Origin of the sequence: Neobacillus muris (genome assembly GCF_943193175.1) — a bacterium.
Taxonomy (GTDB): Bacteria; Bacillota; Bacilli; order Bacillales; family Cytobacillaceae; genus Neobacillus; species Neobacillus muris.
On record NZ_CALPDF010000004.1, the window covers coordinates 74,570 to 96,037 of the forward strand.

Annotated in this window: 21 protein-coding genes; all 21 read right to left on the reverse strand. The window is 35.2% G+C overall.

What is annotated here, in order from left to right; genetic code table 11:
- Positions 1-27 precede the first annotated feature (27 nt).
- Positions 28-906, reverse strand: coding sequence for a glucosamine inositolphosphorylceramide transferase family protein (locus NFS43_RS04365; RefSeq protein WP_251549857.1), 879 nt, complete (start codon positions 904-906; stop codon positions 28-30).
- Positions 907-1,044: 138 nt separating this feature from the next.
- Complete coding sequence (locus tag NFS43_RS04370) at positions 1,045-2,238, reverse strand: glycosyltransferase (protein ID WP_251549859.1); 1,194 nt, start codon at positions 2,236-2,238, stop codon at positions 1,045-1,047.
- Between the two features lie 24 nt (positions 2,239-2,262).
- Positions 2,263-3,456, reverse strand: a complete 1,194-nt coding sequence (locus NFS43_RS04375) for a glycosyltransferase (RefSeq protein ID WP_251549861.1) — start codon at positions 3,454-3,456, stop codon at positions 2,263-2,265.
- 47 nt (positions 3,457-3,503) lie between these two features.
- Positions 3,504-4,520 (reverse strand): glycosyltransferase family 2 protein, encoded by a 1,017-nt coding sequence (locus NFS43_RS04380; RefSeq protein WP_251549862.1) that lies wholly within the window; start codon positions 4,518-4,520, stop codon positions 3,504-3,506.
- A 19-nt stretch (positions 4,521-4,539) separates the two neighbouring features.
- On the reverse strand, positions 4,540-5,523 hold the full coding sequence (locus NFS43_RS04385) for a glycosyltransferase family 2 protein (RefSeq protein ID WP_251549864.1): 984 nt from the start codon (positions 5,521-5,523) through the stop codon (positions 4,540-4,542).
- An 18-nt stretch (positions 5,524-5,541) separates the two neighbouring features.
- Positions 5,542-5,964 (reverse strand): FAD synthase family protein, encoded by a 423-nt coding sequence (locus NFS43_RS04390; protein WP_251549866.1) that lies wholly within the window; start codon positions 5,962-5,964, stop codon positions 5,542-5,544.
- Positions 5,945-7,231, reverse strand: a complete 1,287-nt coding sequence (locus tag NFS43_RS04395; RefSeq protein ID WP_251549869.1) for a CDP-glycerol glycerophosphotransferase family protein — start codon at positions 7,229-7,231, stop codon at positions 5,945-5,947. Before NFS43_RS04395 ends, NFS43_RS04390 begins: the two co-directional genes overlap by 20 nt.
- Entirely contained in the window at positions 7,212-8,243 is a 1,032-nt protein-coding gene (locus tag NFS43_RS04400) for a glycosyltransferase family 2 protein (RefSeq protein ID WP_251549871.1), read from the reverse strand. The genes NFS43_RS04395 and NFS43_RS04400 overlap by 20 nt, the downstream gene beginning before the upstream one ends.
- Positions 8,244-8,645, reverse strand: a complete 402-nt coding sequence (locus NFS43_RS04405; protein ID WP_338150589.1) for a helix-turn-helix domain-containing protein — start codon at positions 8,643-8,645, stop codon at positions 8,244-8,246.
- Positions 8,617-9,819, reverse strand: a complete 1,203-nt coding sequence (locus NFS43_RS04410; protein ID WP_251549873.1) for an aminotransferase class I/II-fold pyridoxal phosphate-dependent enzyme — start codon at positions 9,817-9,819, stop codon at positions 8,617-8,619. Before NFS43_RS04410 ends, NFS43_RS04405 begins: the two co-directional genes overlap by 29 nt.
- Positions 9,810-10,865 carry a GNAT family N-acetyltransferase gene (locus NFS43_RS04415; RefSeq protein ID WP_251550132.1) on the reverse strand — a complete coding sequence of 352 codons (1,056 nt, stop codon included), beginning with the start codon at positions 10,863-10,865 and terminating at the stop codon, positions 9,810-9,812. Before NFS43_RS04415 ends, NFS43_RS04410 begins: the two co-directional genes overlap by 10 nt.
- A 17-nt stretch (positions 10,866-10,882) precedes the next feature.
- The gene (locus NFS43_RS04420; protein ID WP_277613896.1) at positions 10,883-11,512 is read right to left on the reverse strand and encodes a sugar transferase; all 630 of its coding nucleotides are present in this window, start codon (positions 11,510-11,512) and stop codon (positions 10,883-10,885) included.
- A gap of 43 nt (positions 11,513-11,555) precedes the next feature.
- A complete protein-coding gene (locus tag NFS43_RS04425) occupies positions 11,556-11,720 on the reverse strand; it encodes a YwzD family small protein (RefSeq protein WP_251549877.1) in 165 nt (54 codons plus the stop codon).
- A 21-nt stretch (positions 11,721-11,741) separates the two neighbouring features.
- Complete coding sequence (galE, locus tag NFS43_RS04430) at positions 11,742-12,821, reverse strand: UDP-glucose 4-epimerase GalE (RefSeq protein ID WP_251549879.1); 1,080 nt, start codon at positions 12,819-12,821, stop codon at positions 11,742-11,744.
- A gap of 30 nt (positions 12,822-12,851) precedes the next feature.
- Positions 12,852-14,048, reverse strand: coding sequence for a glycosyltransferase (locus NFS43_RS04435; RefSeq protein WP_251549881.1), 1,197 nt, complete (start codon positions 14,046-14,048; stop codon positions 12,852-12,854).
- A 15-nt stretch (positions 14,049-14,063) separates the two neighbouring features.
- The gene (locus tag NFS43_RS04440) at positions 14,064-15,227 is read right to left on the reverse strand and encodes a glycosyltransferase family 1 protein (RefSeq protein ID WP_251549885.1); all 1,164 of its coding nucleotides are present in this window, start codon (positions 15,225-15,227) and stop codon (positions 14,064-14,066) included.
- Positions 15,228-15,242: 15 nt separating this feature from the next.
- On the reverse strand, positions 15,243-16,328 hold the full coding sequence (locus tag NFS43_RS04445; RefSeq protein WP_251549888.1) for an EpsG family protein: 1,086 nt from the start codon (positions 16,326-16,328) through the stop codon (positions 15,243-15,245).
- A gap of 38 nt (positions 16,329-16,366) precedes the next feature.
- Positions 16,367-17,266, reverse strand: a complete 900-nt coding sequence (locus NFS43_RS04450; protein WP_251549890.1) for a glycosyltransferase family 2 protein — start codon at positions 17,264-17,266, stop codon at positions 16,367-16,369.
- A 7-nt stretch (positions 17,267-17,273) separates the two neighbouring features.
- The gene (locus NFS43_RS04455) at positions 17,274-18,383 is read right to left on the reverse strand and encodes a glycosyltransferase family 1 protein (protein ID WP_251549893.1); all 1,110 of its coding nucleotides are present in this window, start codon (positions 18,381-18,383) and stop codon (positions 17,274-17,276) included.
- On the reverse strand, positions 18,368-19,522 hold the full coding sequence (locus NFS43_RS04460) for a glycosyltransferase family 4 protein (protein ID WP_251549895.1): 1,155 nt from the start codon (positions 19,520-19,522) through the stop codon (positions 18,368-18,370). Before NFS43_RS04460 ends, NFS43_RS04455 begins: the two co-directional genes overlap by 16 nt.
- 69 nt (positions 19,523-19,591) lie before the next feature.
- Positions 19,592-21,415 (reverse strand): polysaccharide biosynthesis protein, encoded by a 1,824-nt coding sequence (locus NFS43_RS04465; RefSeq protein ID WP_251549897.1) that lies wholly within the window; start codon positions 21,413-21,415, stop codon positions 19,592-19,594.
- Positions 21,416-21,468 lie beyond the last annotated feature (53 nt).

Here is a 21,468-nt window from a genome sequence, read left to right on the forward strand (position 1 = left end):
ATTTTCCTGTTAACTAAAATAGGATCGTTATGATGTAAAGTATTTATGCCTTCTTTCGAATAAATACTTTGACCATATACGATCCAGTTTCCAAACAAGGTAACTCTTTTTTATTAATTTATGCCCATCTACTGCTACAATCCAATCATGATCTTCTAATTTTAATTGATCGATTGTGTGCATGCCATCCTTATTCCACTCTTTATTTTTATTGGAACCGTTTAAAACCAAACCCATTGGTTCTTCTTCATACTCAAATTCTGTTAGCTTTGTAATATTAAATACTCTTACGGCACTTCCATAATTCGGTTTAGTTTCTTGAGTGTAACGGTAAATTTTATCGGTATCAACGATCACTCTTCCCCCAGGTCTGGTAATATTATAATTATTCATAATAAGTGGACTCTGGGGATGTTCCTTCCAATTACTGTCAAGCGTATCAGAATAAAATAAATGTAATTTCCCGCTCTTTCCTGCATATAACCACCATTTATCATTGAAATAAAAAATACTGGAATCAACATAATTGCCTTCAACTAAAACAGAAACCTTTTCCCATTCATAGGGAAAGCTTTTTGCCCTATACAAAATGACTTGGTTTGCTTCACTTGACTCCGGTATCATAAAAAAATGATTTTTAAACTTAAATACATATGGATAAGATAAGTGAAATTTTTCCTTTAAAATCGCTCGATCGTACTTCCAATTTTCCCCATCTTTACTTCTGGCAACACCTACTATCCCTTTGCCTGTCGTTTTATCTAGTATTTCAAAAAACATATAAAAAAGTGATTTATGAGAAAGAATGAACGGATCAGCAATAAACTCTGCAGGTACATCTGTAACATCAGCAGCCTGTAAACTAGGTTTTTTTAGAATTTTTTGGTCAGGCGTTTTGTTAATCAATGAATTAGATCGAAATACTGTAATGGCCCAAATCCCCACAAGCATTTTTTTCTAAGTGTCATCGCTATTGAGACAAAAAACATTAGTAAAGCTAAGGAAAGAAAAAAATACATATAATCACCTATTTTGAGTTTAAATTCATGAATTTGCATATTTAAGGATTTTATTTATTTCAGGATTGCCCATCATGCTTGTGTCTTGTAAATTCTCAGTAAACTTCTTTTGCATCGCTTTATTATTTATTAATTTCACGATCCCATGGTAAAGTTCTACTTCATCAATCCCCACTATTAATCCGTTTTCTCCATTTCTTATTTGTTCTTTAGCAGCTGTAAATTCTGTTGTAACAATTGGCTTTCCTAAACATCTTGCTTCTGCGAGAGTAATGCAAAACCCTTCATGTTTAGAGGGCTGTACATATATGTCACATTGGTCAATGTATGGATATGGATTAGCTGTGGCTCCTAACAGGATAAATCGATCTTGTAAATGAAATTTTGTTATTAAATGCTCATAATGTTCTCGTGCATTGCCTTCTCCAATACAATACCATTTCGCATTATATCCATCTTTCACTATACGTTTAAATGCATGGATAGCTAAGTCTTGGCCTTTTTCTATAGACAATCTTCCTACTGTTAGGATTCTTATTCCATTAAATTGGTCTAAAAAGCCGGTCCCTTTTTTGGCGTGGGCCTTTATTATTTTGGGTGAAGATATATTGAAAAAAACATTGGTATTTTTTTTAAGTTTTGGTACCAATTCAATTAACTTGTTTTTTGCCTCATATGATACAACAAAAATTTTATCAAATTGGCTGTATACCTTTTCAGCAAATGTTATATTGAATCCTATTTTAGTAATATCAAAATGAATCCATTGAATTTTCTTTTTAGCCTTTATCTTCTTCAAAACAAAATAGCTTATGAAATCCATTGGACCATCATAAGCTACCGCAACATCATATTCTTCATCAAGAATGGGATACTTTCTTAAAATATATTTAAAATACAAACTTCTGTTTTTTAATGTTCGTGTTAATATATGCAAAAAAATAATCATAAAAGCTTGTATAAATTTGCATTTTTTCAACAGGTTAATAGAACTTAATTGAGGAGGCTTGTTAAGGAGATCTTTAATATCCTTATAGCCCGAAAAATATTTGACATGGACTCCTTCAGGAATAAAAGTCAGAAAACCGCCATACTCTTCTAACATAAATATAGTTACGTTATATTTATTAAGGGGAAATTCATTTATCATATTAAGTAAAGCTTTTTCAGTTCCACCAATGTTCATATTTATTAACATGAATAACATATTTTTCTTCATATGCTTTACACTCTTTCCAAATATTTATCCAATTAACTCGTAAAATTTGGTTAACTCTTCAACATTCCCTTTTTTTTCTTCTTTTAAATATTTTATAATCTTGTTTCTGAGTTCGTTATCATTAATCAAATGAAGAATTCCTTCAAAAACAGCATTGTCATTCATTTCTACAACAAGCCCATTTTTCCCATCCAGCATTTGGGAATATACAGCATCAAATTTTGTTGTCACAACCGGCTTATTAAGCATGCGGGCTTCTGAAATCGCGAGCCCAAAGCCTTCAAATCTAGATGTTTGAACATAGATATTACAGTCTTTAATAAACGGGTATGGATTTGAAGTAACACCTAATAGAATAAAATGATTTTGAAGATCATTTTTTATTACATATTCGTTTATTTCCGCTTTAAGAGGCCCTTTTCCTAGTACATACCATCGAAAATCCACCCCTTTTTCCTTTAGTCTTTTGCAAGCTCTAAGAGCAATATCATAGCCTTTTTGATGGGCAAGACGTCCGATCGTAAGGATTCTTATTCCTTTGTAATCATCTTTAAAACTTTCACCTAGACCCGCCATATTTTCAATGAAATCAGGATCAGTAATATCATATATAACTTTAGATTTATTAAAGTATTGAGGAAATGTTTCTAAGAAAATATCTCGTGCGCTGTCAGAAACTGCCACAATGTTTTTGTAAGTGTCGTAATATTTTTTTTGGAAAGCAGCTTCTCTTTCATCTAATCGATAACTTACATTTACCCATGCAAATTTTTTATCAGAAATGATTTTTTCTGCTACATAAAATGTAGGCACTCCTTGAGCATAACTAATGGCAATATCATATTTTTTAGGATTTTCTTCAATTACACTTGAAACATTCTCCCAATATAACCGAGCTTTTTGCGCATTGCTGCATTTTTTCATTCGGATGTTTATGGAGTATTTTAATCGCGCCCTTAGCATGCTCATGTTGTGTTTTTTTATTGAATTAATCAAAGCCCCTTTTAAATTCAGTTTTGAAAAATTGGTAAATGATAGAGGGGTTAGAATATTCACTTCTTTCGGAACCAGCTCTTCCAGCAATTCTCCATGTGCAAACAACATTAAATCCACAGAATACCTTTTATAATCTAATAATGACAATAAAGTTATTAAACTTTTTTCTGCCCCTGCCCCTACTAATGAATCAATGACAAAAAGAAGTTTTGTTTTCTTCATATTAAATCTTCCTATCTTCAACATTTATTATTTAATGTTCCTATATGTTATTGGTTATAGACCCCAGATTTCTGATTAACAAGAAGTTCATAGATAATGGGGTTAATCATAAAGGCAAGCACCGCCAATTTTTGTTTCCAGCTAAAAAATGGATTGTTTAACAATGATTTAACACTACCATTTAATGTTTGTTTAAGTAACCTTAATTCCAATCTACTATTTGAAAGTTGATTTTTAGCTAAGTAGTAATTCCAAAAGAATGTATCTAAATAAGATTTATATGCTAAGGAATGCAGCTTCTTTTCCTTTATTTTCGAAAAAAAATCCACTCTATCCTTTAGTGCATATACTTTATCCAATCTCTTTATCGAGTATGAAGTATTCATAATACTATTGGGCCTTTGGACGTAATAATAGAGTTGATTAGAGACTGCGGTTATCTTTTTGCTATTGTATAATAATTTATGAATGATAAACTCATCCTCACAAATTCTTCCTTCATTAAATCTTGCACCTTGAAAAATCTGCCTTTTATATATCTTATTCCAGACTACCACCCACTTTGTATTATTGCCTGCATTGGTAATATAAGAATTTTCATCTCTAAAAAATAATTGATGCAACGCCTCAATATTAGAGTAATGTTTAACTCTTCCATTTTTGCAGGAGCTGTTTACATTTACATATTGATTCTCCTTCACTTTTATAAAGTCACAAACTACGATATCTGAAGAATGCTGCCGTGCATTTTCCAATAATATTTCAAACATCTTTTCATGTATATAGTCGTCGCTATCTATTAGTCCAATGTAATCACCTTTTGCCACATCTAATCCTGCATTTCTAGCTGACGATAAACCGCCATTTTTTTTGTGAATCACTTTCACTCTAATATCACGTTCAGCATAATGGTCACAAATAGCGCCACAATGATCAGGAGACCCATCATTTACTAATATCAATTCAAAATCTTTAAAAGTTTGGGACAGGATGGAATCGACACATTTATTTAAATAAGATTCCACGTTATAGACCGGAACGATAATGCTTAATTTTGGATTCATACAACTTTTCAAATCCTTTTTATTTCTTTTTTAAGAAAATTGTTTTTATTTCTTTAGAGATAATTAACAATCGAAAGTTTATCATTAACATAGTCATATAATATTTATAAAGCAGCGGAATTGAATTAATCCTTAAGATATACCTGTAATGACTTCTCATATTTTCTTGAATTTTACGCAGATAAGAATTCCTATCCTTGCTATCGTTTACTTGATGCAGAATATAAAAGACATTGTCAATAGACCAAAATACAAAGCATCGAACTACTTCCTCATAGATCTCAGGATAATATTTATTCATAAAAGGCAGAATTTCTTCCCAGCCAATAAAAGCATCCATTCTTCTTTTGTTAAAAGCAGAGGTTAATATACTGTTTTGTCTTTTTACATATATATAACCACTATAGTTTGTGTAAGTTGCCTTATTGGCGTTCGAAAAGAGTTTATATGCTGTAGATAAGTCCTCATGTATTCTTCCTTCTGGGAATGACACATTTTCAAAACAATGCTTCCTAAACAACTTGTTGCAGAGAGAGAAGCGATACAGTTTACCGATAAAAAGCTGTTTCATTGCTTCAATATTATTCATTTCTTTCATGAATATATTGGTATCCACGTTAATGATTTTGCCATCCACTTCTCTAGCCAATTTACATATGGCAATATCACTATTCGTTTCAATACAGATTCGATGCAGTTCTTTGTACATATTCTTATCAATATGATCATCACCGTCTACAAAGCCGATAAAATCACCTTGGGCCAAGCTGATACCTATGTTTCTAGCCGAACTAACTCCCTCAAAATGTTTGTGAATTACCTTGACTCTTGTATCTCTTTTTGCAAATTCATCGCATATCGCACCGCTCTTATCCGTTGAACCATCATTTACAAGCAACAATTCAAAATTTATAAAGTCCTGTGTAAGAATACTATTTATACAATCTTTAATATATGGTTCCACGTTATAAACAGGTACTATAATACTAATAACAGGATTCATAATTTAGGTTTTCATTCCCTATATATTTATTTTTTGTTTCACTAGCGTTGAAGATACTCCTGGGGTATAAGGGAAATAAACAATATTGACACCGACTTCATTTAATTTTTTCTCCACTTCATTAAAGAGGGCGTCTCCTTTCCAATCATCTCCCACAAACATTGCATCAAATTTAAATTTCTCCCAAGCCGCGAATTTGTCTCTGTTTATTTGAGGAACAACCCTATCAACATATTTAATCCCCTCCACAATCTCCACTCTCTCTTGAAAATTGATAACAGGATGTTTCTTTTTATACTCCATTACCAGTTCATCTGTACTTACACCAACAATCAAATATTCACATTGCTCTTTTGCTCTCTTCAAAATATTTAGATGACCAACGTGAAACAGGTCAAAAACACCAGTTGTATAACCAATATTATATGGCTTCTGTAGCATAGCTTCTTTTCCTCCTCTTATCGCTAAAGCAAACTTCATTAATTAGTTTTACTAAATCCTCACTTGCCTTTCCATTTTCGAAAGATCCGATTGTTGATAAGAAATCATTTAATGATTCCTCATATTGGGCATAATGAAAGCCGGCGATTTTGCCAGCTAAGTCCTTGTTGCTATAGGCACAAATAAAAGGAAGATCCTTAACATCAAAGTATAAATTCCGCTCATTTTTTTGATAATCTAAAATATCTGGAATATATAAAAAGCACGGACGTTTCGTAATGGAAAAGTCAAACATCAATGATGAATAATCTGAAATTAAAATATCCGAAATGCATAAGAGTTCTTGTATATCATCATAGGAAGTTACATCCAACACATTTTTCCCGAACTTTAATTGATCCGACTTTGACAATAAATGCGGATGTAATTTAATTAAGAAGATCCAATTCCCACCAAATCTTTTACTTAGCTCATCTGAGATCCATTCATAATCTAGGTCATAGACCTCCAGGCTGCCATCTTTTCTAAATGTAGGAGCATATAGTACCAGCTTTGAATCCAGAGAAATATTCAATTGTTTTAGAATTTTCATCCTAACTTCGGTATTGAGTTGAAAAAACACATCATTCCTTGGGCTCCCCTTCTGAAAAATATTGCCCTTATACCAAAATGCCCGTCTAAAAATATCTGTACTAACCTCACAACCTGATAATAGTAAATCGCACTTTTTGGAATCATTCTTTGCCAATTGTACATAGTCAGCAGTCAAAGAATCCTCCGCATCCTTTTCTATTTTTTTTAAACGCAATGAACTATGCCAGGTCTGAATATAAAATTGGTGCTTCCTTTTTATAAATAGGTCAGTAGTCCGAAAGTTAGTAACAATAACCTTTGAGGTGCATAATTCATAAAAGTATCTTAAAGACATCGTCTTAACTTTTCTAAAACCAGTTAAGTGCTTTTTACTTCCTAAATCATGAAAGGCCCATACAATATCAAAATAACCTTTAGGATAATTTTTCATTATATATTCAGAAATATACTTGGGATTGCATCCATACTGGCTGCCATAGTAACTAACCATAAAGATCTTATTATTTTTTATTGGCAAACAATTGAAAATCCATATAATGATCAGGGAAATGAATTTTTTAACTTTTTCTTTATTTAATAACATAAACACGGCTTCCCCTTTCTTTGGAAGAAGCATTGTAATAATGTATTCCGCCCATTTTGCTCCGATTTCATTACAAATTAATTTTCTCAAGCTCGAATGATTTGGTATTAACGGCTATTTTTCTCATTGCCTTTTGCAGTGCTAAATACGCTACATTTAAATATGGATGGATCGAAAATAACATAAGCTGTTTTCTTAAATGTCTGTCATTTTTTACTGCTTTTTTATATTTGATATAATTCTTCCGGATATCATTCCGCAGTTCCTTCCTGAGGACCCCTCGGTGATCCTTCTGTTTACTAATCAAAAGCAAATTGTAATGAATAAACATAGTTTTTAACAAAACCTTATAAGATTCATCTGTTAACTCTCGATAATATTCTTCAATGAAACATTGTCTTTCCTTTAACCCTTTTATAATATCTAAATTCTTGGCGGTATAGCTTGAAACAATGCTGTCGCCTCGTTGAAAATAATAGTACAGGGGCTGGTGGAGCATGACATATGTTCCGACCCTTTGCATGACTTTATGTGCCCAAAACACATCCTCATATAACACACCTATTTTAAAAGGGATATCTTTGACGATATTCGTTTTATACAATTTCCCCCACGCAAAGTTTTTCACCCGCTCGTTGATGACCAATTCAGCCATTAACTCTTTGTTATTCAGTACAACTGGAGGATCATCCTGTTGAAAATATCTATTATCAAATAACAAATAATCAACGTAAGCATAATAAAAAGCAGTTTGCACAATGTCTGCTTTAAATTTCAAACTATTTTCAACCAATTCCGCAATCATATGTTTTTCTAACCAATCATCACTATCCACAAATAGTGTATAATCTCCCGTAACATGCTGCACCCCAAAGTTTCTTGCATCCGATAGACCCCCGTTAGATTTATGAAATACTTTAATTCTATCGTCTATCTTTTCATATTCCTTTGCTATTTCTTGACATCTGTCAGGAGACCCATCATTGACTAATACTATTTCTAGGTTAGTGTATGTTTGACTAATTATTGATTCGATACACCTGCTAAGGTATTTCTCTACCTTATAAATAGGAACAACAATGCTAATTTTATAGGGTTCCATTTAATTTTTTTCTCCTAAATGTTCGTTCTTCCATTTAATAAATTCAATCAGTGTTCTGTATTCTTGTATCTGTTCTTTACCAGCGCCAGCTTCTTTCAATTCATTCACAAACTTGATCCACTCGCCGTCCAATTGAGTCTCAACAGCCTTAGTTTTTTTAAGATTTAATAAATCCCTAACATCTACTTCTAAAACCATTGCCAGTTTCTTAATGATGTGAATGGACGGATTATGATTAACATCACGTTCAATATTGCTCAGATAGGACTTAGAGATATTTGCCTTTTCAGCTACCTGTGTTAAAGTTAAGCCCTTCCTCTTTCTGATTTCCTTTATTTTTCTCCCTATCATAATTTTACCTATATTTATCCCTTCAACTAATATGGATAATATCCCTTTCATTCTTATTCTGATTGATTAAATCCTTTATGCAGCCAATAACTCTAAGTTGGTCTCTTTCATGAAGATTCGACCCTGACGGAAGGCATATTCCTTTCTCAAATAAATACTCAGAGTAACTGCCGTTATTTATATGAGAGAAAAACTTTACTCCTTTAAAGATCGGCTGTAAATGAAGCGGCTTCCAAACAGGACGAGCCTCTATATTCTCTCTTTCAAGGCAGCACAACACTTCCCCCGCTGATATCCCTAATTCCTTTTCATTTATAGTAATAGTTGTCAGCCATCTATTTGACTGGGTGCTTTCTAACTCTGGCATAAAGGATATTCCAGGGAAATGAGATAGTTCTTTGCAGTACCTTTCAAATATTAGTCTTCGTGCTTTTACCCGTTCATCTAAAATTTCTAATTGCCCTCTTCCAACACCTGCCAAAATATTGCTCATCCGGTAGTTATATCCTACTTGGCTATGCTGATAATAGGGTGCAGGATCACGTGCTTGGGCAGCTAAAAACCTTGCTTTTTTTAATGCTGCTGTATCGTTTGAAACAAGCATGCCTCCTCCTGAAGTTGTGATGATTTTATTCCCATTGAAGGAATAAATTCCAAATTTTCCAAACGTTCCGCTTGCCTTTCCATGGTAGGTAGCTCCCAGTGATTCTGCAGCGTCCTCAATAATCGGTACATGATATTCATTGCAAATAGAGAGAATTTCCTCCATCTTTGCACTTTGGCCATATAAATTGACCACAATCACTGCCTTTGGGAGTCTTCCTTCATTCAGAGCATCTCGAAATGCTTGTTCAAGCGCTGATGGCGACATATTCCATGTATCAGGTTCCGAGTCAATGAACACTGGCTGTGCTCCCTGATAGATGATGGGATTGGCACTTGCCACAAAGGTTAAGGTTGAGCAAAAGACAATATCACCTTTTTGAACATTTAATAAAGAAAGAGCCAAATGAATTGCTGCGGTTCCAGAACTGACCGCAACCGCTTCATTGACTCCGACATACTCAGCTATTTCCTTTTCAAAAGCATCCACGTTTGGCCCCAATGGAGCAACCCAATTGGTCTCGAAAGCTTCATCGATGTATTTCTTTTCGTTTCCACTTAAATGTGGAGGGGATAAAAATATCCTATTGGTTTTCAATATACTTCCCCCTCTTAGTAACATACAGTTTTCTTTTTCAAATCTCCGCGATAACTGGGAAAGTAATTCTCATCAAAAGTATATTGTAAACGCAAGCAATCAATTATTTCATTATATTTTTCTTCATTGTGAATCTTCTTGCCTAGGAAGTAATTATAATGATTATGATTCGTGAATGAGGACTTGAATTTAAATAATCCATCATCCTCCTGGTAGCCGCCTCCGAGATGCAGCATACTTGAGCCCTTACATTTACAAAATTCAATCATATAATCAAATAGCAAATTATTTGGTTTTAAATCCAAATACTCAGTTCTTGAAGCACCAAGATGATAGTGGGAAAATTCCTTGCCCACGAGTATTAATACTCCTGCAATTATCCGATTATTTAATTCTGTAAAAAGTAAATACGTTTCACTGATTTCCGTATTTTTTACTTGTTCAAAGAAATATTCATCATCGAAATAGTAATAACTAGATGCCTTATTCCGGTCCATCGTTTCTTTATATAAATCTATAAAATTTTTTATATTTTGCTCATTTTTTTCAGCTATAAAGCAGTGTAAATTGTTAGCCCTAGCTTTCCTTATATTTCGTTTATTCATGGAAGAATAGTTATTTCTTATTTCATGCATCGGAACAGTTAAGTCCACTCCCGTTGTCTTCCTGATGTATTCAATCTCAAATAATTCTTCGAAGACTTTATAATTGTCATAAAAAGGGTGGAATCTGATCGTTTCTGTAATGATGTGATGGGACTGACAATAAGAGCCAAACATTTCATAGAATTCATAAACCGATTGACAGCTTCCCTGAATGAATGGCCCGCCATAGCCATATGGTGTAACAATGTCGTATAATTCCTCTTCGATAAAGGGAACCTTCCTTTTTATAAATGGATAGAAAATTTTAGCGTTGTCATCCTCATAATATGCTGCATATAATTTCCCCATTTCGTTCTTAGCAAATAAATTCCCATACTCATAGGAATAGTAGCAATCAATCGTTTCGAAATTTTTCAATACCTCTGACCATATATCGTTTTGACTAATAATATAGAGCTGCTTCATCTCATCCACCACGACCTCTAATTAACATTCAAAGCCCCTGATTCCCCTGAATTTTCTCCGCTGCTTCCCTTAAACACCGGCATTGTAACAGAATCACTATTCTGGATTCCATCTGATTTTATTACCTTAATTAAGGTAATAAATAATATCTTAAGATCTAAGAAAAAACTTTGGTTCTCAACATACCAGACATCTAATTGGAATTTTTCTTCCCAAGTAATGGAATTACGGCCATTTATCTGAGCCCAGCCTGTTATTCCTGGCTTTACCAAGTGGCGTTTAAATTGCTCTGCATTATACAATGGCAAGTACTCCATAAGCAGCGGTCTCGGACCAACCAAGCTTAACTCACCCTTTATTACATTCCATAACTGGATCGATTCATCCAGGCTATATTTTCTGATAAATTTCCCAACAGGTGTCAGCCGCTGATCATCTGGCAATAATTCACCGCTGCTATCGCATTCATTAGTCATGGTGCGAAACTTATAAATATAAAAAGGGGTTCCATAAAGCCCTGGCCTCAGTTGTTTAAAAATAATTGGAGTTCCCAATTTCCATCGTACTAAGATAGCCGTGCAGACCATGATTGGGGAAAAACTTATGAATATAAGAATCCCTGTAAACAAATCAAATATTCGTTTCACCATATCCCCCCAATTCTTCTTTTGTAAAGTTGATTTTTCCTTTTTACTCATGCCCATTTTCATTTAAATTAATAATGGTTAAAACTTTATCCTTCATGTCCTCAATAATTTCTCCCATTTGGATATGGTCTTCTTCATTTCCTTTCGTATAGGCGGCCATTAAGATCTTCAATAGTTCTTGCTGAGACAGTTTCTCATAAATATCCATTGCACTAATCCCCTTTGTTCCCTATTTCAAAAAAATTTCCCTTTCATTTGAAGATACAAAGGGAAATTCTTGCTCCATTATTTGAGGAGCTTTCTCATATCCATTCGGGTTATTCGTTTGCCAATGCCAAGCATCAGCACACATTTGGTCAATTCCTCTTTCCGCCTCCCAATTCAGTTCCTTTTTAGCTTTCTCGGGATTGGCAAAGGATACTGCCACATCTCCAGGTCTACGCTCAGTAATCTTATAGTTTATTGATCTTCCAGATACTTTTTCAAACGCCTTAACGATTTCTAATACACTATAGCCTCTTCCAGTTCCAAGATTATAGGTATTAATTCCTTTCAATATCATATTTTGATTGAGCGCTTTTACATGTCCTTTTGCCAAGTCCACAACATGGATATAATCTCTCACACCTGTTCCATCCTTAGTTGGGTAGTCTACGCCAAAAATCTGCAGTTCCTTTAATTCACCAATTGCCACTTTAGAAATATATGGGATTAAATTATTGGGAATGCCGGCAGGATCCTCTCCCATCTTCCCGCTCTCATGTGCCCCAATAGGGTTAAAGTATCGTAGAATGGTAATACTCCATGAATTATCAGATTGATACAGGTCAGTAAGAATTTCTTCTATCATTAGTTTTGTTCTCCCATATGGATTGGTCGCATTCAGTGGAAAATCCTCAGAAATGGGAACTTTATCTGGTGCACCATAAACGGTTGCAGAAGAACTGAATATTAAGTTTTTTACGTTATGCCTTTGCATAGTTTGACAAAGGAGAAGTGTTCCAGAAACATTATTATGATAATATTCAAGCGGAAATAAAACCGATTCCCCCACAGCTTTGAAACCTGCAAAATGTATGACTGCCTGTATTTTATTATGTAAAAATACATCCTCCAGACCCTCACTATCCAGGAGACTCGTATTATAAACTTTTATTTCTCGACCGGTGATTTGAATTGCCCGGTTTATCGATTCGGGATTGCTGTTAGTAAAATTATCGATGACAATGACTTCAAATCCCTCATTCAGCAATTCTACAATGGTATGACTCCCTATATAACCTGCTCCTCCTGTAACTAAAATGGCCAAATTGCTCTCCTCCCTTTCATCCCAGTCAGGTCAGCCCTCTATCAATCGATAAAATTTACTTAATTGTTCACCGTGTCTTCCAGATGTCCTCTTTAAATTCATGGTTAATCTTCCCCTTAATTTTCTTGACTCGATTAGTCCCTTGATCCCTTCTGCAATTCCGCTCGGATTGGATTCTACAATTAGTCCATTCTCCATATGTTGAACCTGCCCTTGGAAAGCGGGTATATTCGTGACCACAATTGGACGGCATAATGCCATTGCCTCTTCTACAGCAACACAATGTGCTTCTGTTTTTGAGGGCTGGACATAAATATCACAGAGTTTCATATATGGGTATGGATTATCTTTTTCTCCCAGTAGAATAAAATGATCTTCGATGCTGAATTCACTGATTCTTTTCTCTAGCTCACGATACAACGGACCTTTGCCAATCAGAAACCATTTCAAATCTATTCCATGGTCAACCAGGATTTTGCATGCCTCCAACGCAAAAAAGACTCCTTTTTCATCGACAAGTCTAGCGACTGTTACTATTTTTATTTTTTGAATTTTTCTGATGACCCCATTTATTTCCTCTTCCCTCGCCATTGAACGAACGGTGTTTGAAGCAACCCAATTCTGAATAACACGCATCTTGTGTGAATATTCAGGAAAATGTTGTTCTAGCGATTTCTTCGAGGACTCAGCCACGGTAACAATATAATCTGATGAAGAAAAGCTTTTTCTTTCCAATCTGGGGCAAGGCCAGCCATTTTTTTTACTATAGGTATAATCCATGTGATTATAAACAATTTTTCGGTCGGCATTCACTTTTTCTGTTATATAGTAGTTACAAAAGAAATCAATATAACTGATTGCAACATCATAATATTTTGGTTGTCTAGGCAAAATTCTGCGATACACTTCCCATCTAATTCCCGTGCCAATTCCCGGTGTGAATTTCGACAAACCCGCGGCTAACAATTTTCCAATCAAAATATTATATTTTCCTGATTTTATTAATTCAGGAGCTGCTCTAAAAAACGAAGTAGAGAAAGTTTCAAATAACGGCGGCAGTATATTCACCTGTGGCGGAATCATTTTGTATAACATGCCGCTATGATCAAACAGCAGCAGATCCACTTCATATTGGCGGTAATCCAAATGAGAGAGAAGTGTTAATAAGCTTTTCTCTATACCACCTGTGTGAAGGTATTGAGTAACAAATAGCAATTTCTTTTTCACTTCTCAAACTCCTTCTTATAGATTAAGAGTCAACCTGTTTCCTTCTTCTGTATTATTTAGATTATATAAGGATAACCAGTAAGGAATATTGTCCTGAATGCTGAAGCCTCTCTTGATAATATTGGCACTTATCTCCTTTGCTGGGGGACGTTTTTTTAACGCAGCATGGAAAATGGCCTGAACCCATACATTTACATCCTCTTCCAAGTCAAGATAAGTTACTAAATTAAGTCCCATATCCGTTATGAATGGGACTCTGTCCGACACCACACAAGCTGTTCCCACGCATTGTGCTTCCAATGTGACAATCCCAAACCCCTCAAATAAAGAAGGAAAAATAAAGACATCAAAGGCTTTTATCAACCTCGGTATATCATCCCGTTTCCCCAGAAATCTGATATTTTTCATCAGACCCATTTTTTCGGCCTCGATTTCAATCTGTTTTCTTAATGGGCCTTCCCCTGCTAAGAGAGCGACAAAGTCCGGATCAAGCTCAATAATCTTCCTTAAAACCTTTAGGATAAACCTATGATTCTTAGACTTAGAAAAATGTCCCACGTGACCTATAATCTTGACCTTTTCCGGCAAATTCAACTCTTTGATCACGCTTTCTCTGCCATTCTGTTCATGTTGAAATGGGGTCAAATCAATTCCATTTTTTAAAATAATTACTTTTCCTCGGCTAATCATTTTTTTCCCAAACAAAAATTCAGCAGCTTCCATACTGCAGCTGCAAAAGTCAGTTGCCGCTGCCTTCATCAGTCTCTGCAGAATCTTTAAAGTGATCTGAGCCTTGAGATGATTGCCAAGAGGCCAATTATTGCTATGTGAATGGCAAATTCTCTTTTCAATTCCAGATATTTTTGCCGCTAATGCAGGAACCCCGCCTTGATAGTCGGTGTGTGAATGAACAGCTGCATATTTGCCCCGTTTCATTATTTTAACTAGCTCCTTTATGTAGCCAACTAGACCTGATTCGCCAAGACTGGGAATCTTGTAAATGACTCCCCCCAAGGAGTTGATTTCGTCATCAAAGTCACCTTTTTTGTTCGTGTGAGTGACAAAATCAAATTGAAGCAATGTCCTATCGATATTTCGATAAATATTCATTAAAAGGGTTTCTGCTCCGCCCCGATCCATGACACTGACAATATGCAAGACCCTTACAGGATGATCCATGTTTTTCACCTCCCATTATTGAAAGAATGGGTCCCAAAAATTACTCCGATAAATGATATTTAACGTTATGACACTATCGTAATAATGGTAAATGACATACAAAACGAGAACCCCAAAGTACACCAGTTTTTGGCTATTCTCTTTAAAAAGTTTCACTGCCCAGGAAAGCAATATAAATTGATATAAACTAAAATAAATAGAAAACCTGGCAAATATCCAGTTTTGGGTTGAAATAATCATAAAGACTAAACTAAGCAAAGCCATATTTACGATTATGTCACTATGCGGCATTATCGATCTAAGTTTCTCTCTTCCAAAGAACGCAATTATTAGAGGGGCCCCCTCAACTGCCACTCGAATGACATTTGCTCCGCCTTCAGAGAAATTTTGATAGTCTCCGTATTGAGTACCTTGAATGACAGTAAATAAAAGTTCGGAAAATATGTTAAACCCTAGGACAATCACGATCGCCAGCAAAATTAGTAATAAGGTTGCTTTCGTCCACGCTCTTCTCCTAACAATAAAATATATAGGAATCAGCAATAATGCTGTTTGATGGAAGGTGGAAGCTAAGACAACTGCTAAAAGATACTTCTTAAAGTTCCCCTCAATGAGAAACTTTGTTGCGCTAAAGGTAATTGCTGCCGCTAGACATTGCCTTATTCCATTCATAGTGGTAATAAAATATCCACTTGTAATATAGACAAATAGAGTCAGCTCAATCATTCTGGAATACTTATAAAACCCAATAATAATTAATAAATTGGTTATGAACGCGGTAACGAATAACATGGACTGGGGATCATTTGTATACTTTTTTAAAACCATTTGAACGATTCCAAATCCGATATCCTTTTGAGCAGCAATATAATCCCAAGTAAAATCATTTGTGATAAAAGCATATTTGTAGGCACCTGTGTCCCCTATATTTGATCTGAGTCCAGAAACTAATACCAAACAAAGGAATACACCCAAAATCAACATTTTATTGGGTTTTATAACAGGGATTGACTGAGGTGAATCGACTGCTAAAACAGCGTAGTACCTGGATAAAAAGGACAGGATAAAAACAAAGGCAAGATTAATCCAAAGTATCGTCATCTTTTATTCCTTTCCCCAAAATAAAAAGGACTTAAAAGTTAGGTTTTCGGTAACTTTAACAGTCCTTGTTTTTGCTGAATGAATAAATATAGCAATAACCCAAATGGGATGGCCAACATGGTTAGCGCTTTATTGGGTGTCTCATGTAAAAATCGCTTGTTATTGGATAAAAAACTGCTTGAAACATAGTGAATCGCCTGGCGAAATTTAAAAGACATACCTGCAAAGGGCAATTGCATTAATTCTTTCCGATAAAAAGCAAATCCCTTCGGATTATTTTTGTATTGATTGATCATATTTAATGATGAACCATCCGGCAGATATTCGACACAACAAAGGATTTCATTTAAAAGGAGCATTTCATATTGTTTATCCAGCATGTAATACTTATAAGCCAAACCAACATATCGTTCATTATTGATAATCGGGTATGGGAATAATCTTGTTAATTCCGTACGATATACTAACTTTTTATCCCCTTTTCCTCCATATTTATAATATAGATTATACAAGGTAGAGCTTTTTAGATTTTTCGGTAATTCCGTTCCAATGACGGTTTGATCATGATAAGAATCTAACCCGATAATTCCACTGTACCGGTCACTTCCATGCTTCTTCCAAAACTCAACAATCCTTTTTACAGCCTGTCGTGGCATGGTATCGTCTGAGTCAATACAAACGTTCAATTCAGTAGTTATCAGTTCATAGGCCGTATTATGGGCTCCATGCATTCCTTGATTCTCCTGGTAGTGATATCTAATTTCAATTAGCCCTTCCACCATCCACTTATCCACTAATTCTTTAGTGTGATCTGAAGATCCATCATCAATAATTAACCAGATAAAGTCTTTACATGATTGATTGAGGAGACTTTGATAGCAATTTTCTAAACAATAAGCTCGATTATAAGTTGGCGTAAAAACCGTTAATAATTTCAATCGATCATCACCCCGAAATGGAATAATAATATTCTTCAATGGAAGCGGCTATGTTCCGAATGTCAAAGCCCTTTTGAATCATTCGGCTAGTTACTTCATCCCTTTTAGCAGGCATGGAACGAATCTTTTTTATTTTTTTGATCCAAACGTCTATGCTTACTAACGAGGAATAATGAATGAGATTCAATCCCATATCCACTTCATTAGAAATATGGTCTGATATTAAACATGGCAATCCTGCTCCTTGAGCCTCAATAAGCGAGACAGGCAATCCTTCGTGTAAAGATGGAAAAATAAACAGGTCAAATGCTTGCAGCAGATCTGAAACATCACTTCGGACCCCAAGTAAAAGTACCTTATCCTCCAACTTTAAATCCCTTATCTTTTTTTGTATCCCAAGGCGAAGCTCGCCATCCCCTATCAGAATTAATACAGTCTCAGGAATCTCTTTGTTCACTTTTGAAAATACATCTAATAAAAAGAAATGGTTTTTTTGATGATTAAAACGGCCTACATGACCAAGGACAAATTTCGAACTGTCTATTTTTAATTTATTTCTAACTGTTTCTCTGACTTCCGGTGAATACTTAAATTTATCAACTTCAATCCCATTCCTTACTATATTTGAAGTTTGCCAACGGTCTTTAAACAACCATTTAGCGGCATCCATTGAACAGGCCACATGATGTGTGGAATTATGGCGGATTAAACTTCCAACAAAAGATTTATAAACTCTTGCGGCCATTCCTCCCTCACTTCTTGTATTATGGCTATGTGATATCCTTATGGAAATTCCAGCCTTTTTCGCTGCTAGAAGGACAATCCCGCTCATTTTATCAAGGTGAGAGTGGACTATTCGATAGTGATTGTTTTCCCTAAAAAAATGAAGTAATTGTTTCTCGAAATGAAAATGACCTACATCGCTAATGTAGGGGATCCGGTGCATAATTCCGCCTAACTGTTGAATTTCCATATCAAACTCTCCTTCCTTACAGGTAAGGAAATCGAATTGAATTTTTGAACGGTCTATATTTCGATAAAGATTCATAATCAGGGTCTCCGCCCCGCCACGATTCATATTGACCACAACATGCAATACTCTTAATGGACCGCCCACTCCCTTTCCTCCAATTCCTCCATTAACATGGAATACAAAAGTGATTTTTCTTTTAGCGTTTTTTCTATTGAATAGGTTTCTTCGATTATTTTCCGGGACATCTTTCCAAATCGGCTTCTCAATTCTTCATGTTGGACCAGGATTTTTATTTTTTCTGACATTTGTCCTACATGATCCGCTTTTATCAGCCAGCCATTTTTGTCATTGATAATTAGTTCCCTATGCCCCCTATTGTCAGAAGCTAGAACGGGCAGCCCACTTGCCATTGCTTCCATAATATTTACTGGCAGTCCTTCACGGTAACTGGATGCTACCGCTAGGTCACTAATTTTAAGAAATTCGTCAATATTCAATCTAAAGCCTAAAAAATGAACCATATCCTTTAATCCAAGTTTTAGTGCAAGCTTCTTGCAGTTTTCCAGCAAAGGTCCATCTCCTGCTAATAATAGCTTGGCATTAGGCACCTCTTGTTTTATATTTGCCACTGCTTTTATAAGCATTTGTTGATTTTTATTTTTATTAAATTCTGCTGCATAAAACAATAGGAAATCTTCCTGTTTATAACCGTGCTTCTGTCGTAAGACTGCTTTTTGAAGTGGTTCAATTCTTGAAAAGACTTCCGTGTTAATACCAACACCATGAACATGTTTTATATAGTCTGCTTTAAATTGGCGGTTGTTCGCCAGATAAAAATCTTCCTTATTTATAGTAATCAAACAGTCTGTATATTTAGCCAGCATTTTTTCAATTGGATAATATAATGCCCAGTTTATTAGTGGAGCTCCTTTAAAAAAGTGAAAACCGTGCGCAGTATATAGCACCTTGGAGCCAAATTTCCGCTGATTTCTTGCAGCAATCCTGGTTAAAACCCCACCCATTGGTGTATGGCAATGAATCATTTGGTATTGATTTTGATTGATAATCTCTTTTAGTTCTTTATACGCTTTAATATTCTTAAGACTAAACGGAGACCTCTGAATCGATAGATTAAATTTTTGGTCAACATAAGGCAATGAGACATTTCCATTTGCAGCGACATGGACTCTCCAGCCTTGTTCCTTAAACCACTTTAAATAAGGGATATGGAAAGATTCGAAGTGATGATCTACAGTTGCACAAAACAGTACCTTATTTTGCATTTTTATCGTCACCTTATATGTTTCAATTCTTTAATCCGTTCATTTCTGGCTTATATTTCTATCATTCTTTTAAACAGAGATAGACAATTTCGGTTTAGATAGTTTATTATTGGCAAGCTTAATTAGCCTGTCCCTAATCTCCTGTTTGTCTAAATTTGAATAGGTTGAAATAATATCCTCTATTTCATGGATGAACAAATCAGAGGTTTTTCCGATATAAATTTTCGGATAGATTTGTTCTTCATGAACTTCATCTTCCGTTAATAATTCTTCGAACAGCTTTTCACCTGGTCTTATCCCTGTAAATTCGATACCGATTTCCTCAATCGAGCAGCCTGATAATTTAATCAGGTTTTTTGCCAGATCAACGATTTTTACAGGATCTCCCATATCTAAAACAAATATTTCTCCTCCTTGTGCAAGTGCACCAGCTTGGAGGACTAACCTAGAGGCTTCAGGTATGGTCATAAAATAACGGACCATATCCGGATGGGTGACGGTGACTGGCCCCCCCTTTTCAATTTGCTTTTTAAATAAAGGAATGACACTGCCCCTGCTTCCCAAAACATTGCCAAAACGAACCGCAACAAATTTTGTATGGCTTACACTGTCCATATACTGGATGATCATTTCTGCCAGTCTTTTGGATGCTCCCATTACACTCGTAGGATTTACTGCTTTATCAGATGAAATCATGACGAACGTTTTTACGCCATACCAACTCGCAGCTTTTGCTGTATTCATCGTCCCTATTATATTATTTTTCACAGCTTCTTCTGGATTGGCTTCCATTAAAGGAACATGCTTATGTGCTGCTGCATGGTAGATAGTATCTGGTTGATACATCCCTATCACTTGCATCATTTTCTTTTCATCCTGAATATCTGCGATGACGGGAATAAAGTTAGTCTTCGAACCTTTAAAAGTTTCCTTTAACTCCATTTCTATCGAATAGATGCTATTCTCGCCATGTCCCACTAATATAAGGGTTTTGGGGTTAAATTTCATTATTTGACGGCATATTTCAGAGCCGATTGATCCCCCTGCTCCTGTAACTAAAACTGTTTTTTTAGAGATATTTCTCGAAATAGCTTTATTATCTAATTCAACAGGTTCTCTGCCGAGCAAATCTTCTACCTTAACATCACGAAATTGGTTAACCGAAATCTTGCCTGTCACAAGATCCTCAAGCAGCGGAAGAATTTGAGTTTTGGCATTCGTTTTCGCGCATTCTTGAAAGATTTTATTCAATTCTTTTTTGCTAAGTGAAGGAATCGCTATTACAATGTTATCAATTTGTTGATCTTTTACAGCCTTTTCAATCATCATGATCCCGCCTAGTACAGGGATTCCTAAAATATCTAGTCTCTTTTTTTTCTCATCATCATCAATAAAACCAACTGGCACTAACTCGGCTCCCTTATTTTTCATTAGCTGCCTGGCGACCATTACACCGGCTGCCCCTGCTCCAATAATAAGTGTCCGCTTTTTATTGCCTGCTTTATTAAGGACAGAATCTCGAAAAATTCTCCAGCAGAAACGGGAGCCGCCAACGAGGGACATATTTAATAACCACGTTACGATTAATAAGCGAAATTGTATTTCTTGAGTAATTATTTTCTGAACCAGCGCAGCAATGAGAATCGAAATGGTTACGGCCTTTAGTATGCTGATTAACTCCCCTACACTTGCATACTCCCAAGCCTTTTTATAAAGATGAAATAAAAATGAAAAGATATAATGACTAACCAATATAACGGCCGAAATTAAAATAATCGAAAAAGTTATCACATCCGTTGTGGCATAAACTAGAAACCTGCTAAAAAATATCGCGGTTAATAGAATACATGAATCAATTATGATAAATAGTGGTAATCTCTGTCGGTAAGTCATACGATCCCTCTTTTCAACATCTTAAATATGGCCAATTGCGATTGGATATTATT

Excerpts from the sequence above, each read along its gene's own strand:
- NFS43_RS04380 (WP_251549862.1), bottom strand. The coding sequence starts at position 4,520 with ATGAATCCAAAATTAAGCATTATCGTTCCGGTCTATAACGTGGAATCT.
- NFS43_RS04400 (WP_251549871.1), bottom strand. The coding sequence starts at position 8,243 with ATGGAACCCTATAAAATTAGCATTGTTGTTCCTATTTATAAGGTAGAG.
- NFS43_RS04425 (WP_251549877.1), bottom strand. The coding sequence starts at position 11,720 with ATGGATATTTATGAGAAACTGTCTCAGCAAGAACTATTGAAGATCTTA.
- NFS43_RS04385 (WP_251549864.1), bottom strand. The coding sequence starts at position 5,523 with ATGAATCCTGTTATTAGTATTATAGTACCTGTTTATAACGTGGAACCA.
- NFS43_RS04440 (WP_251549885.1), bottom strand. The coding sequence starts at position 15,227 with ATGGATCATCCTGTAAGGGTCTTGCATATTGTCAGTGTCATGGATCGG.
- NFS43_RS04375 (WP_251549861.1), bottom strand. The coding sequence starts at position 3,456 with ATGAAGAAAACAAAACTTCTTTTTGTCATTGATTCATTAGTAGGGGCA.
- NFS43_RS04370 (WP_251549859.1), bottom strand. The coding sequence starts at position 2,238 with ATGAAGAAAAATATGTTATTCATGTTAATAAATATGAACATTGGTGGA.
- NFS43_RS04415 (WP_251550132.1), bottom strand. The coding sequence starts at position 10,865 with ATGAAGCAGCTCTATATTATTAGTCAAAACGATATATGGTCAGAGGTA.
- NFS43_RS04460 (WP_251549895.1), bottom strand. The coding sequence starts at position 19,522 with ATGCAAAATAAGGTACTGTTTTGTGCAACTGTAGATCATCACTTCGAA.
- NFS43_RS04390 (WP_251549866.1), bottom strand. The coding sequence starts at position 5,964 with ATGCTACAGAAGCCATATAATATTGGTTATACAACTGGTGTTTTTGAC.
- NFS43_RS04405 (WP_338150589.1), bottom strand. The coding sequence starts at position 8,645 with ATGAAAGGGATATTATCCATATTAGTTGAAGGGATAAATATAGGTAAA.
- NFS43_RS04465 (WP_251549897.1), bottom strand. The coding sequence starts at position 21,415 with ATGACTTACCGACAGAGATTACCACTATTTATCATAATTGATTCATGT.
- NFS43_RS04410 (WP_251549873.1), bottom strand. The coding sequence starts at position 9,819 with ATGTTACTAAGAGGGGGAAGTATATTGAAAACCAATAGGATATTTTTA.
- NFS43_RS04445 (WP_251549888.1), bottom strand. The coding sequence starts at position 16,328 with ATGACGATACTTTGGATTAATCTTGCCTTTGTTTTTATCCTGTCCTTT.